Origin of the sequence: Sulfurovum sp. (assembly GCF_015493435.1) — a bacterium.
In the GTDB taxonomy this organism is placed as follows: domain Bacteria; phylum Campylobacterota; class Campylobacteria; order Campylobacterales; family Sulfurovaceae; genus Sulfurovum.
In genome coordinates, this window is sequence record NZ_WGDD01000029.1 from 135,905 (window position 1) to 150,301 (window position 14,397).

The 14,397-nt window shown below is 45.3% G+C and carries 13 protein-coding genes; 2 read left to right on the plus strand and 11 right to left on the minus strand.

Annotated elements, in window-relative coordinates; translation table 11 throughout:
- Window position 1: 1 nt before the first annotated feature.
- From F8L24_RS05325 to F8L24_RS05370, 10 genes are all read right to left on the minus strand, one after another.
- Window positions 2-889 (minus strand): c-type cytochrome, encoded by an 888-nt coding sequence (locus F8L24_RS05325; RefSeq protein WP_294952756.1) that lies wholly within the window; start codon window positions 887-889, stop codon window positions 2-4.
- Window positions 886-1,104 (minus strand): cytochrome c oxidase, cbb3-type, CcoQ subunit, encoded by a 219-nt coding sequence (locus tag F8L24_RS05330; RefSeq protein ID WP_294952759.1) that lies wholly within the window; start codon window positions 1,102-1,104, stop codon window positions 886-888. Before F8L24_RS05330 ends, F8L24_RS05325 begins: the two co-directional genes overlap by 4 nt.
- Window positions 1,105-1,800 carry a cytochrome-c oxidase, cbb3-type subunit II gene (gene ccoO / locus F8L24_RS05335; protein WP_294952763.1) on the minus strand — a complete coding sequence of 232 codons (696 nt, stop codon included), beginning with the start codon at window positions 1,798-1,800 and terminating at the stop codon, window positions 1,105-1,107.
- A 12-nt stretch (window positions 1,801-1,812) separates the two neighbouring features.
- On the minus strand, window positions 1,813-3,279 hold the full coding sequence (gene ccoN / locus F8L24_RS05340) for a cytochrome-c oxidase, cbb3-type subunit I (protein ID WP_294952767.1): 1,467 nt from the start codon (window positions 3,277-3,279) through the stop codon (window positions 1,813-1,815).
- Window positions 3,280-3,501: 222 nt separating this feature from the next.
- Window positions 3,502-4,542, minus strand: a complete 1,041-nt coding sequence (locus F8L24_RS05345) for a D-alanine--D-alanine ligase (RefSeq protein WP_294952770.1) — start codon at window positions 4,540-4,542, stop codon at window positions 3,502-3,504.
- Window positions 4,543-4,640: 98 nt separating this feature from the next.
- Complete coding sequence (gene carA, locus F8L24_RS05350) at window positions 4,641-5,762, minus strand: glutamine-hydrolyzing carbamoyl-phosphate synthase small subunit (protein WP_294952773.1); 1,122 nt, start codon at window positions 5,760-5,762, stop codon at window positions 4,641-4,643.
- Complete coding sequence (locus F8L24_RS05355; protein ID WP_294952776.1) at window positions 5,762-6,313, minus strand: DUF507 family protein; 552 nt, start codon at window positions 6,311-6,313, stop codon at window positions 5,762-5,764. Before F8L24_RS05355 ends, carA begins: the two co-directional genes overlap by 1 nt.
- Window positions 6,314-6,470: 157 nt before the next feature.
- Entirely contained in the window at window positions 6,471-7,724 is a 1,254-nt protein-coding gene (locus F8L24_RS05360; protein ID WP_294952779.1) for an adenylosuccinate synthase, read from the minus strand.
- Window positions 7,714-8,580: an ATP phosphoribosyltransferase regulatory subunit gene (locus F8L24_RS05365; RefSeq protein ID WP_294952782.1), complete on the minus strand. Its 867-nt coding sequence runs from the start codon at window positions 8,578-8,580 to the stop codon at window positions 7,714-7,716. The genes F8L24_RS05360 and F8L24_RS05365 overlap by 11 nt, the downstream gene beginning before the upstream one ends.
- A complete protein-coding gene (locus F8L24_RS05370; protein WP_294952785.1) occupies window positions 8,580-9,719 on the minus strand; it encodes an alanine--glyoxylate aminotransferase family protein in 1,140 nt (379 codons plus the stop codon). Before F8L24_RS05370 ends, F8L24_RS05365 begins: the two co-directional genes overlap by 1 nt.
- A gap of 174 nt (window positions 9,720-9,893) precedes the next feature.
- Here F8L24_RS05370 and F8L24_RS05375 point away from each other — a divergent pair, with 174 nt between their 5' ends.
- Together F8L24_RS05375 and F8L24_RS05380 are read left to right on the plus strand one after the other, a co-directional pair.
- Window positions 9,894-11,084: an amidohydrolase gene (locus F8L24_RS05375; RefSeq protein ID WP_294952787.1), complete on the plus strand. Its 1,191-nt coding sequence runs from the start codon at window positions 9,894-9,896 to the stop codon at window positions 11,082-11,084.
- A complete protein-coding gene (locus tag F8L24_RS05380) occupies window positions 11,084-12,547 on the plus strand; it encodes a GNAT family N-acetyltransferase (RefSeq protein ID WP_294952791.1) in 1,464 nt (487 codons plus the stop codon). The genes F8L24_RS05375 and F8L24_RS05380 overlap by 1 nt, the downstream gene beginning before the upstream one ends.
- On the opposite strand, the gene ciaB is transcribed toward F8L24_RS05380, so the two are convergent.
- A complete protein-coding gene (ciaB, locus tag F8L24_RS05385; RefSeq protein ID WP_294952794.1) occupies window positions 12,544-14,388 on the minus strand; it encodes an invasion protein CiaB in 1,845 nt (614 codons plus the stop codon). The genes F8L24_RS05380 and ciaB overlap by 4 nt on opposite strands.
- Between the last annotated feature and the right edge of the window lie 9 nt (window positions 14,389-14,397).

A 14,397-nucleotide genomic window follows, 5' to 3' on the forward strand; every position in this document is an offset into this window, starting at 1 on the left:
CTTAGTTTGACAAAGACTGAATATATACAGCCAATGCTTTATCTTGAATTGGGGTAAGCATGGTTTTAAATGACGGCATTCTGCCGATTTCACCTGTTTTACCATGATCAAGCACATGTTTGACCAGTGTCTCGTTGTATCCGGCAAGATCCGGTGCCATACCGTTCATACCTTTACCGTCAGGCCCATGACAAGAGGCACATGTTGCAAATGCCGCAGGCTGCTTGCCTTTCATGCCGCCGGCGATCCATGCGGCTATCTCTTCAGCATCTTTCCCCTGTGCCATCATCGGAGGCATTGCACCCATTTGGAAACCAAGCTGGTTTGAACCGTGCTTGATCGTGTAGAGAACCTGTTCTTTTGTCATTCTGCTTCCGAAATCCTGTGCTTTGCCTGAAAGGCCGTCCCCTGTTACACCGTGGCATGAGGCACACTGCACAAGGAAAATAGACTCACCCATTTGCTGAAGTGTTGCTTTGTCTGCATTTTTGTGCATCTCTTCAAACTTCTGGTTATACGTTTTTACCTCTGCGTTGTATTGGCCTATCTGACTGAAGGCATTGACAGGATATCCCATCGTCCAATACCAGAGTGCCCAAATGATTGTTCCTAAAAATGAGTATGCCCAACCGCTTGGGAGTTCATTTTTATATTCGCCGATACCGTCCCAGTTCTCATCTGTAAGTTCTCCGCTCGCAGTATCTGTCTTCATCTGATTGATGTACTTAATAGAGACACCTACTGTCAGTACTGCAATCGCTATCGCACCGATCATTGTTATTAAGTTGATTGGATCACTCAGATCGATGTGCATCGATTCAACTACAAAGATCGTAGCGCCGATAAGCACTGCCGCAAAGAGTAGCCCCTTTATCATTAATGCATTCATTTATTTCGCTCCTTTTTTTCATCGCTGATAGGATCACTCGAGTTTATAGGCGTACTGTCGATCTCGTCATCGAGAGCGATGTTGCCAAACTTTTCGTAATCTTTCTCACCTTTTTTTTCACTTCTATAAAGGTACACTATATACCCATATAATGCCACTACAAATAAAATGGTCATCAAAAAACTGGCATAGCCTTGAAGTTCTCTAATACCCATCTATTTTACTTTATTCGCCTCATAACGGCTTGATCCCAAACTGTTAAGATATGCTATCAGTGCAACGATCTCAGGAACTTTTCCTGCATTAACTGCATCTTTCACATCTTTGTTCTTCATGTTGGCAGCGATCTTTTTTGCTTCAGCCAAAACTTTTGGTCTGTATGCTTCCCACGCTTTTTTACCTGCTTTGATATCATCACCATATGGTGTATGGAATACATTTTTTACGGTTACTGCTTCAGCATAGGCTGTTGCAATATCAGCAGCGTTGCTGAACATATGTTTATAGGCAGGCATGATAGACCCTGGTACTACCGAAGTCGGATCCCACATATGGTTTTCATGCCATTCAGTTGTTCTGTAGTTTCCTACACGGTGAAGGTCTGGACCGGTTCTTTTGGAACCCCAAAGGAATGGTCTGTCATAGGCATACTCACCGGAAAGTGAATACTGGCCGTATCTGTCTGTTTCTGCTTTGAACGGACGGATCAACTGTGAATGACAAGCGATACACTGGTCTTTCATATAGACATTTTTACCGGCCAGTTGAAGCACGGTATAGGGCTTAAGACCAACGACCGGTCTTGAAGCCTCTGCAAAGTTAGGCAGGATCTCAACGAGACCTGCAAACGCGATAACCAAAAATACTCCTACTGCGAAGAAGAACGGATTTTTTTCCAACCAATGAAACATAACCTACCTCCCTTATGCCATAGGTGATTTGAACTGAGGTTCTTCTGTCAATACTTTAGAAGAAGTCATAGTTTTAATCATGTTGTAAGCGAACATTACAAAACCGGTTACATAAAGTACGCCGGCCAATGCTCTGATCGCATAGTATGGGTGAAGTACAGTAACAGTATCGATGAATGAATACATCAGGTTACCATACTCATCAACTGCTCTCCACATCATACCCTGTGTAATACCTGCGATCCACATAGAAGTAAAGTAGAGAACAACCGCTGTTGTCTGAATCCAGAATTGTGCTTCAATAAGCTTTCTGGAGTAAATCTCTCTTTTAAACATACGCGGAGCCATGTGGAACAATGCAGCCATAATCATGAATGCAACCCAACCGAGTACACCATCGTGAACGTGTCCCGGGATCCAGTCTGTGAAGTGTGCAATCGCATTGACTGATTTAATAGCCTGAATCGGTCCTTCAAGAGTAGAAAGCATATAGAATGTAGATGCCAGTACCATGAATTTGATCAATGGGTTTTCAGTCAACTGGTTCCACTCACCTTTCATGGTAAGGAGCATGTTGATCGCTGAACCCCAAGACGGGAGAATAAGTACTACAGAGAATACGGAACCCATTGTCTGCATCCAGTCAGGAACGGTTGACCACAGAAGGTGGTGAGAACCTGCCCAAAGGTAAACGAACATAAGACCCCAGAAAGAGAGAAGAGACAATTTATAGGAATATACTGCCTGTCCGGATTCTTTTGGCAGGAAGTAGTAGATCATTGCTACGATAGGCACAGTAAAGACGAATGCCACCGCATTGTGACCCCACCACCATTGTACCAGTGCATCGTTTGTACCGGAGTACATAGATACTGAGTGCCACATACTGCCGATTCCGCCTGATGCGAAATAAGTCGGTACTTCCATGTTGTTGAACAGGTAAAGCATCGCTACCCCGAGGAAACAAGCGATGTAATACCACATAGAGATATACAATGCTTTCTCCCGTCTGATACCGATCAATGCGAACATTGCTACGCCCCAGAGTACCCAGATCAGAACAATCAGTATATCCAGTGGCCATTCCATCTGAGCATATTCTTTTGTCGTTGTAATTCCAAGAAGAAGTGTTACAACCATACCGGTTGCCGCGATCAGATAAAGTCCAAACTGCAATTTACCAACAAACATGATAAATTTGGACTCAGCCATAGATACTTTCAAGACCCTTTGTGCTGAGTAATAGAATGTGGCAAAGACCCCACTCACTGTAAACCCGTAAATAACCACATTCGTGTGTAAAGGTCTCAATCTGGAAAAAGTTCCATACTGCCCAAATAAGTAGTTTAATTCAGGAAATGCCATTTGTGCCGCGATGAGCGTACCAAGTAACATACCTACCAATCCAAACAAAATTGCTGTATAAGTAAACAATTTCGCTACGGAATAATCATATTCCAATGCTGCGTTTGACTGCATGCATACCCCCTTGTGTAAATTTATGTTGCATAGAATGCCAACATTCGCATCAATTATAGGTTGTTTTTTCACATAAAATGCTTAATTTGCCGGGAGAAAAGGAAGAAATGTTAACTAATGTTTAACAAAATGTATAAAATTGTAGCAAATGCCACGTTTCAGGGGAGGAGAAGGAATTAAATAAGAGTTTTTAAGTCCTATTTAATGCTGTTTTTTGACGATTTAAGCCTTCCCTTTTGCACTTTGGATCGAATGGATATAGGTGTAATCCACATGTATGGTTTTTTCTTTGGGAAGTGCCTTTGAAAGACGCTCGACCATCCCTTCAAAATCAGGAAAAAGATAGTTCGCCATTGAACCCGGGATAGGATTGATCTCGTTCAAAAAGATCTCGTCATTGACAACGAAAAAATCACACCGGATGATACTGCCTCTGAAAAGAGGATCATATATCGTTTTGAACGTGTGCTGAATACCGGTTTTCAACTCCTCTGTGATATCGGCAGAAAGTACCTGGGAATCACGTGAAAAATCCATATATTTTTTCTCAAAATCCAGGAATTCCTCTTTTTGCGGCTCTTCTACGATGGAAAGTTCCCAGTTACCGGTATGACACCCGGCCTGATTATATTCTTTTACACCGTCTATGAACGGTTCTACAATCACATCATTGTCAAATTCAAAGGCAACATCCAGTGCATAATCCAATTCGTTCTCATTTTTGACAATGCTCACTCCGATACTGCTTCCCAGACGTACCGGTTTGATAATGACCGGATAGTCCATCATGATTTTGCGTTCACTGTTTTTGGAAAGATGCTCATAGGCAAGTGTTTTGACACCGAGACTCTCTGCAAGAAATTTCGTGTAAAGCTTGTTGTAGGAGAGTGCCGATGCTTCAAGGCGGGGAGAGATGAAGGGTACAGAAAAAAAGGTCAGCAGTGAAGCAGCTTTTCCGTCTTCCCCGTCTCTGCCGTGGATAAGGTTCAAGACAACATCAAAATCCACTTTCTTGCTGCCAAACATTCCTTCTGTGAAAAATCCGCCTTTTTTCAAAATAAGCGGTTTACTTTTCTTATAGTCCCCCGAAGAAAACAGTTTTGAATTGATCTTGGCAGTGTCTATCAGGTAGAATTCTCTGTCTGCATCGACAAAGATATAGGTCAAAGTACTTTTTTTAAGTACTTTTTTCATGGTGATGGCAGAAACGATACTGATTTCATGTTCGTAGCTTGATCCGCCAAATAGGATTGCAATATTCATTTAATATCCTTCTTTTTCGTAGGTCCGGGTGAGGGCACCCCAACACAAATTTTACATCATAGTCATTGTCGGGGTGAGAACACCCCGACCTGCGAACGCTATCCAAGCATCTTTCTAAAATCTGAAAAGATGTATGCACTTTCATGCGGTCCGGGACTTGCTTCGGGGTGATGCTGTACCGACATCGTCGGTGAATCATTGTATTTGAGGCCTTCGATCGTATTGTCAAAAAGATTCACATGTGTCACTGCAGCCACCTCTGTAATGTTATCGGGCACATTGTAGTTATGGTTCTGTGCCGTAATCTCTACTGCTCCTGTGGCCGTATTTTTTACGGGATGATTACCGCCATGATGCCCAAATTTCAGTTTATAGGTATCATATCCATGAGAAATGGAAAGCAGCTGATGCCCGAGACAGATACCGAACAACGGTACTTTTGCAGCAATTAGTTTTTTGATCTTCTCCTGTTCCCCTTTGAGGATCAGCGGATCTCCAGGACCGTTGGAGAGGAATACACCATCAATCTCTTTTGCATCCATTTTGGCAATAATTTCTTCCGCAGTCATGGAGTTCGGCACCACGGTCACTTCCATACCCGCATGGGTCAGTTCATTGAGGATATTTCTTTTAATTCCAAAATCAAGCGCAATAATCTTCCTGTTTGTCTGCGGTGCTTCATATGCAAATGTCTGGGCATTGTAACGTGATTCATGATGTACATAACTCTCTTTGGTACTCACTTGCTCGATATAGTTAATCTCTTCGATCCGGGGAGATGATGCCAATATCTTTTTAAGTTCATCCAATTCATGTATTTCTGTAGAAGCCACCATCATCATGGCACCTTCATTTCTCAACATTTTTGTTAAAAAACGTGTATCGATCTCTGAAATACCCAGAACATTCTCTCTTTTAAGCAATTCTGACAATGTTTCTTCACATCTAAAATTAGAGGGCCTGTCCTGATAAGTACGAACGATGATACCCTTGCAATAAGCACCTTTGCTTTCCATATCTTGTGCATTACATCCTACATTACCAATTTCAGGCATAGTAAATGTTACGAACTGCCCTGCATAAGAAGGATCTGTAACGATCTCCTGGTAGCCTGTAAGAGACGTATTGAACACGATCTCTCCTACTGATGTACCTTCTGCACCGAAGCTTTTGGCTTCAAGCATCAATCCGTTTTCAAAATATAAAGAAATTTTCTGCATTACAACATTCCTCTTTTGGCAAGTTCTTCCTGGTACAGTCTTTCATACAGCAACTCATAATCCTGTGAACCGGGGATCACTTCTTTTTCCATATTTCTGATCTTGTTGTACACGATATCGTCTATCTCGTCATAGGCATCGGCAAATGTCTTAAAAGATTTGAAAATAACATTCTTCACCTGGTTTTCATTGACGGTGTACTCTGCCAGATAATTCTCATAGAGTTCGTCAAGAATAAGGTGGGCAAGGTCATTGTAACGGTCATCATAATTCATGATTACGCCGAATTCCGGTGCCATTTTCTTTTTGATCATGAAAAAGAGCTGTCTTTCATCGGCATGCTGGAATTCGATCTCATCGTAGTTCTCATCAAGAATATGTTTGACTTTCTCATCAAGAGCATGCTCTTTTGCCAGATTTTCGTCAATAATCCTTTTTGCCGCTTCAACCACTGCCTCTTTTCCTTTGGGAAGGGTAATAAAGGGAGCTTTTGCCAGATCGATCCCTATCTTGGTCGCTACATATCCTGTCTGTTGTGGTTTCAATCTCATGGCTTGATACTCCTTGTGTTTAATTATACTTTATTGAACTTTTTTACACCTAAAATGCGACTGCTCGCATGAACACCCCGAAAGAAGACTTCTTGGGTACCCCGCTGTTGAAGCGGTCATGGCGACAGCACAGTCATTGAACTTTGCTCCAATGACGTTATCTGATAATGGTATCTTCGCGTTCCGGACTGGTTGAAATGATACCGATTTTTGTACCGATCATTTCTTCAAGCGCCAAAATATAGGATTTTGCTGTTTTGGGAAGTGCATCAAAGGTTCTTGCACCTTCCGTTTTTTCCCATCCCGGAAAACTTTTGTACACCGGCTTGACATCTTCAAGGTCATAGGGAACATAGTCGATCTCTCTGCCTTCGAATTCATAGGCTACACAGACTTTGATCTCATCAAAACCGTCAAGAACATCAAGTTTCATCAGCGCAACCTGATCGGCACCATTGACACGTACGGCATGGCGCATTGCCACGGCATCGAACCATCCGCAGCGTCTCGGTCTTCCTGTTGTCGTACCGAACTCATGTCCGTTTTTACGAAGTCTGTCTCCTTCTTCCCCGAGATCCTCGCTCGGGAAGGGACCGTTACCCACTCTGGTGCAATAGGCTTTGGCGATCCCTGTCACTTTTCCTATATCTTTCGGGTTGATCCCCAGTCCGGAACAGGCGCCGGCACTTACTGTTGTAGAAGAAGTTACATACGGATAGGTACCATGGTCGATGTCAAGCATGGTGCCCTGGGCACCTTCGAGCAGGATCTTTTTGTTTTCATCGATGATCTTCCACATCAGCTGTGTCGTATCGCAGATGAACGGAGAGAGTACCCTTTTGTACTCTCTGAGATCAGCAAGGAGTTCTTTTTCTTCGGGCATCGGTACGCCCATGGCATCAAAAACCGGTTTATTCATGGTAAAGAATGCAATGATCTTGGATGTCAGTTTCTCAGGATGCAGCAGCTCTCCGAGCCTGTGTCCGACGCGTGCTACCTTGTCACCGTAGGCAGGTCCGATACCTTTTCCTGTCGTTCCGATGGCTTTGTCACCTTTCATCCGTTCTCTTGCCTGGTCTATGTCAGCATGATACGGCAGCAGAATATGTGCTTTGTCAGAAAGGTACAGTCTGCCTTCAAGGTTGTCAAACTGCTCCATTTCTTTAATGAAATCTACAGGAGAAAGCACCACACCGTTCCCTACGATATTCTTTGCCTCAGGGTTGAGTACACCGGAAGGAATAAGGTGCAGAGCATATGTATTATCGCCGATGACAATCGTATGCCCTGCATTGTGTCCACCTGCAAAACGGCACACATAGTCATGGGTCTGTGCCATATGGTCAACGATCTTTCCTTTGCCTTCATCTCCCCACTGGAGTCCTACGATCAAATCTGCTTTACTGCCCATCTTGCTCTGCCTTATTTCTGTTCATTTTGGAGACGATACACTCATCTGTATAAAGTGCAAATCCCGCTGCTTCCACGCCGTCTATCGTGTAGATACCGCCTGTCGCCAGGAGACTGTTCTCTTCAAACATTCGGAATGTCAGAGAATCATAGTAGCGCATTTTGGCATAGAAAAGCGGTGAGACCACCATCTTTTCATAGGATACATTCTGTGTTGCGGCTTTGATCTTTTCAAGTTCTTCCCTGATGTCTGAGGGGAAGGCTTCAAGTGATTCAAGGTCTGCAACCGTATTGATACGTACCAGCTGATCTATCCAGGGAAGATCCGCCTGCATGATCTGTTCGACATGCATGGATTTCAATATCCCGAGCGAGACACCGTATTTTTCGTTCAGCAGCTGAGGAATCCTGATATTGGCGATCTGCATTACCGGTTCAATACCTATTTCCCCAAGCAGCATGGTTGCCGACCTGACAATTTCTCCAAAATCACCACCCATGATCTCCGCACCTATCTGATACTGTTCCCTTGTCGGGAAAGTCACTGTCGGCTGAATGTAGAACCATTTTTTGGAACCGGTGCTGCGTCCCAGCCTTTTGGTGACGATGCGCACCACATCTGCTGTCGAATCCGCACGCAGCGTCACTTCATGATTGGATTCATCATTGAGTCTGACCAACGGTTTCTTGTCCTCAAAACACTCATGCTGATGGTAGGAAAAAAGCGGTGTCACAATTTCTTCAAACCCGAGGTTTTCAAGCATTTCGGCAGAAACGAATTCAATCTCGCGTTTTAGTTTGGCACTGGTACCGAAATAAAGCCGGCTGCCGCTGGGGATTTCGTGTTCAAATATCATTATTTCTCTTCTTTGTTCGAGGATGGGTTCAGTGTCGACTTAAAGAACTCTTTGTTAAATACACGGCTGGCCGTTCCGTCAAAGTCTCTGCGTCCGAGTTTTGCGAGCGCCAGTTCAACCGCATTGACCACCCATACCATTTCATACGGTGCGATAAGCCCCATCTGGTTGATACGGAAGATCTTTCCTTTGAGATGATCCTGTCCGCCGGCAACATTGACACCGAAATCGGTTTTAAGCAGATCTCTGATCTCTGAGGCATTGACATCATCAATGGTCGTCATGGAGCGCGCAGGTATCTGCGGGTAAGAATGCAGTCCGAGCGCTTCAAGTGCGAAACGTGTCGCTTTGGCACGGCGTGCCGTATCGCAGTAGAGTTTTCCGAAACCACCCTCCGCTTTTATTTGTCTGAGTACGGCACCCAGACCGATGACCAGTGTCGTTGCCGCAGTATATGCTGTCGTGTTCTGCCGCTGTTTTTTGATCTCGGAAGCGAGGTTGAAGTAGTACCCCTTTCCCGCACCGGTCTTCTCAACCGCCGCATGGCTCAAACCGAGTATTGCCAGCCCGGGAGGCAGCATCAGCGCTTTCTGGCTTCCTGCGATCAGACAGTCTATATGGCTTACATCGATACGTTCAACACCTACGGCAGTGATGCCGTCTGCAATGATCATCACGTCCGGTCTGATCTCCTTGACCGCTTTGGCGATCTCTTCGACCGGGTGCCGCAAACCGCCGGCAGATTCAGAGACCTGAACGGCAATGGCATCAACGGACGGGTTGGCGGCGAGTGTTCCCACCACTTCCTCGACCGCCACAGGCGTATCCCATTCATGTTTGATCTCGATATTACTCAGCCCGTGCGCCTGGGCGATTTTTCCGAAACGCTCACCGAATTTGCCCGAATTGATATTGAGCAGTGTGTCCCGGCAGAGATTCGTCACTGCCGCTTCCATCGCACCGGTTCCGGTACTGGCGAGCATGACTACTTCATCTGTGGCAAAAAGTTCAAAAAGCAATTCCCGTGTTTCTTTGAAAATCGCTTCAAATTCGGGGGTTCTGTGGTGTAGTGTCGGTTCTGCCATCGCAAGTCTTACAGACTCGGGTACGGGCGTCGGTCCTGGGGTAAAAAGTAGCATATTTATCCTCGCAATCGCCATCATGACGACGGCGTAATTGATGGGATTATATCCAAAATGAAGTTAGAAACGGGTGAAGGCGGGAAAACCGGATTCTATTTAATGCAAAATAAATGGACATACGGTACTGAAAAGATGTATAATTAATAAAAGAATCCTACAAAAGGCGAAACCATGAAAAAACAGAAACTTTTTGAAACGATCGAGCAGATCAACAGCCGGGTGACAGAGATACGGCATGATTTGCATGCCCACCCTGAACTTTCCGGACACGAGGAGCATACCAAGTATCTGGTGAAGGGTATTTTGGAAGCCAGCGGATACAAAATCACGGAGAGCAATGCACATTACGGACTGATCGCAGATCTGGTCACGGACGAAGCCGCCCGGACCGTAGCCATACGCGCAGACATGGACGCGCTTCCCATCGAAGAACAGACGGGGAAGCCCTACAGTTCGAGAGAAGCGGGGGTCATGCATGCCTGCGGCCATGACAGCCATACTGCCATTGCCCTGGGTACCGCGATCGCTCTGGCGGAATTCAAAACATCTCTGCCGGGGAATGTACGCTTCATTTTCCAGCCCTCCGAAGAGAGCAAAGAAGGAGGAAGTATCGAAATGATCCGGGAGGGTGCCCTCGCAGGTGTGGACGGTATTTTCGGTCTGCATGCCTATCCGTATCTGCATACCGGCGAGATCGGCTACAAATACGGCGTCATGATGGCATCCGCAGATATTTTCACCATTGAAATCTTCGGCAGATCAGCACATGGAGCACGCCCGCATGAAGGGGTAGATGCCATACTGGTAACCGCGATGATCATCAATTCGCTCAATCATATCGTTTCACGCCGTATCGACCCGCTGCACCCGGCAGTCATTTCTCTCGGCACGATCGAAGGGGGAAAAGCCTCCAATATCATCTGTGACCACGTCATTCTCAGGGGAACGGTGCGAACCATCAACGAAGAGGTACGCAATGCGATCCCCGAAATGATGGAAGCTTCTATCAAAGGCATCTGCACCTCCATGGATGCCACATACAATTTTGACTATGAATTCGGGCAGCCGGAACTGATCAACGATAACAAGATGGTTGACATTGTTGTCAAGGAAGCCAAAAAGATCATCGGAGAGGAACATTGTATAGACCTGGAGAGTCCTGTCATGGGAGGAGAGGATTTTTCCGAGTATCTCAAAATCGTTCCGGGTGCTTTTTTCAGACTGGGCACCTGCAATGAAGCCAAAGAAACCTGTGTTTCACAGCACAACAGCCGTTTTGATGTCGATGATGATGCCCTGGCCGTCGGAATGAAAATCATGGGTGCCGCTGCACTCGAATTTCTGGAACAAAAGAAACCATAATGTCTCAAAGTATTGTGCTGAAAATACCGAGTGATCTGCAATGTATGAAAATGATGAAAGATGTTATTACAGATGCAGGTTTTACCTTTGCATTGCCGCAGGCAGATCTTGATGCCCTCATCAAAAGTACGGAAGAACTGGTACAAAATGCCATCATACATGCCTATCCGGGAGAAAAAGGATCTATAGAGATATCTGTGCATCCGTTCAGAACAGGTATGCGTATCGATGTGAGAGACTGGGGGATTCCTATGTCCTACACAAAGCACAGAAGCGTGCCGCTGGACAAAAATGCATCGGCAGGATTCAATCGTATCTATGAACTGGTGGATACATTCGAGTACTACAATCTCGGAAAAGAGGGCAAAAAATTCGTGATCATCAAATTTGCCTCCCATCCAGTACATCACAATGCCGAAGATACCGTTACACCGTCGAAGACGGACAAAACGGTGACACCTCCCAAAAACATTTCCGTAAAAATACGCAATTTCAGAGAAGGAGACGAAGAAGGGATCGCACGTCTTATCTATAAGAACTACGGTCACAGCTACATCAAGGATATTTTCTATTATCCGCAGAAAATTTCCGAACTGCACGGCAAGAAATTCTATTCGGTCATCGCGGAGAGTGGCGGACATATTGTAGGACATTTTGCTTTTATCCTCGTTCCGAAATCCACCATAGCAGAGATAGGTATCGTTGTGGTAGACCCGCTTTTCAAAGGCAGAGGCATTATGAACCGGATGATCGAAAAAGTATTGAAAAAAGCCGAAGATATCGGCCTGGATGCTGTTTTTGGCGAAGCGATCATGTACCATGTATTCAGCCAGAAAAGCAATCTTGCACATGGTTTTACGGAGAGTGCGCTGCTGTTGGGCAAAACACCGGTCAATATCAGTCTGGAACACAATGAACTGGCCAAAATAGAAAAACGGGGAGCCGTACTTATCGGATACCGTTTTTTTCATACCTCCCCCAAATCACTTTACCTGCCGAAAGTGTACGGAAAACAAATCAGAAAAAGCTACAAAAAAGCACAGATTCCTTTTAAAAAGAGGGAAAAGCAGGTTTCACCATCTCCGAAGCATATCTTTCTTGCCTACGAATTCGACCCTCCGACCAATATCGCGACTATCAGAATCGACCATTACGGCAAAGATTTTAAGCATAAATTTCTTTTGCTCGTTTCCCAGCTCAGGGCCAAGCACTGTGACATGGTCTATGCCGATGTTTCGCTGGAAAATATCCCGCAGATCGACAAAGTTATCAAGATCATGAACAAGCGCGGTTTTTTCTATGCCGGTATCATGTTCCTCTACCATGAAAGAGGGGACTATCTGCGCCTGCAGCTCAAACACAGTGACAGGGTCGGAAGCAAGAATTATGTCTGCTATTCCGACTTCTGCAAATCTCTTTCGCACTATATCAAGGAAGATGAGAAGAGAGTTGCCTACCTTTAGTCAGACAGTGTTGCCGTTTGCTGTCCGATCTCTTTGTAGCGGGCATAGTAGTGCTCGACAAAAAGGCGGATATCTTCTTTGACAGGCAGGTAAACCCCACCTGTTTTCCGGGCATATCGGTTCAAATATTCTCCGGCATCCACTTTGTCGAGATAACACTTCGCCAAATGTGTATAAGCTTCCGTATAGGCTGCTTTCATCGTATCATAGCGCCCATAGTCAATGATGATCCGGCCATCATAACGGACCACTCCCGAACCAAAGAGAATATCGAGGTGGATCAATCCTTCACAATAGTACGGCAGCACTTCTCCTACTTCACGCCAAGCCATCAGTCCTACAGCACGGGCAACAAGATCATCTACGATATGTTTTTTGAGTGCTGTCTTCTCGTGGCGGAAAAAAGCCATCAGACCGCCGGCCGTTGCCTTGAACTCTTCAATATTTTTAAACTGTCCTGATGTATTCATTTTCATTTCGGTATCGGAATCGATCCACAGAATATGCCCGTATTCGTGTCCAATGGTGGAAATATCATAAATTTCGTGCCAGAGCTCCGGCTCGTCTTCTGCCAGACTGCGCTGTTTTTTGACAAAATCAGTACCCATCACTTCAACCGAAAGCTTCATGACGGGCTTGCTTTTTTTGCTTGCCAATACAAAGTCCGCATAGGCAAAGATCTTCTTGCCAAGCTCTGCGGACACTTTCTCGTCATTGGGGACCACCTGTGCAGAAAAAAGACCGTTAAATTCGGCAGCGTAATACGTCATGGGCTGCCCGATGTAAAGCTGTGTTCCATCGACCTGAAGCAGGTTTTTCTTCATTGTATGCAAGGCTTCTTCCCCAAATGCCTGTGCCATTTCATACGCAAAAAGTTTAATATTCTCACGGGTATGCGACCCTTCCTGAAGCCGGGGATTGACAATGCGCAAATCCCACTCCAGCGCAACTGCTTTACGGTAGTGGTCTTCATAGTACTCCAGAGGATGTCCTACCTGAAGCGGTGTCGTGACCGCCATCCAGCGTCTGTCCACCTCCGCCCACATTTTGATGAGTTCATCTGTCTTTTTATGCGCAAAAGCTTCTTTGACCGCGCTAAAGTAAGCGATCCATTCCTGTTTCTGTCCGAATACATCATCTTCATGCTGCCCCAGCAGAGCAATGAGTTGTTCCAGCGCGATACAAACCTGTCCGACTTCTTCAGGAAATGCTTCGGCATAGGCGATGCTTTTGTACTGTGGCGTCATACCTTCTGCTTTTTGCAATACAGAGTAACATCTGTCACCGACACATCCGCTTTCATCTGTATCGAGCAGAGATTCATCCTGCAGCAGTTCAAAGACTTTTGCCTCATCGCCGTTGAACATTTCCGAGAGTTCAAGGTTGACACTGTTGATAATATGGTGTGTCCAGTGGCTCTGCCATTCACTCATACGAATACCCACAAAATGCACTCCGAAGATCAGCCCGCGGTAGAAGGGAGTAAGCAGTTTGTTCTTTTCTATCCAGCCGATCAGACTTTCATGCCGGGCAATATGCATCATGCTGACAAAGCCGTATGCCAGCTCTTTTTTAACCCGTATTTCTTCATCGCTGAGCTTCTGTTTTTGAAGTACCTGCTCCAGTGCATCTTCCCGAAGATTTACGATACGCGTCAGCGCTGCCATGACCGTATCATCGTTTTTGGGGATAGCGAGCAGCGCAAGAAAAGCGTCTACAGCCTGTGCCGCCTTTTCGTGTTCACCGTTTAAAAGATCATAAAACCCGTTGAGTTCTGTCTGTCTGTCCTGCAATTCAAGATACACAGCCTGCAAATCGTTCATAAATTGTTGTTTTTTCATTTTATTCTC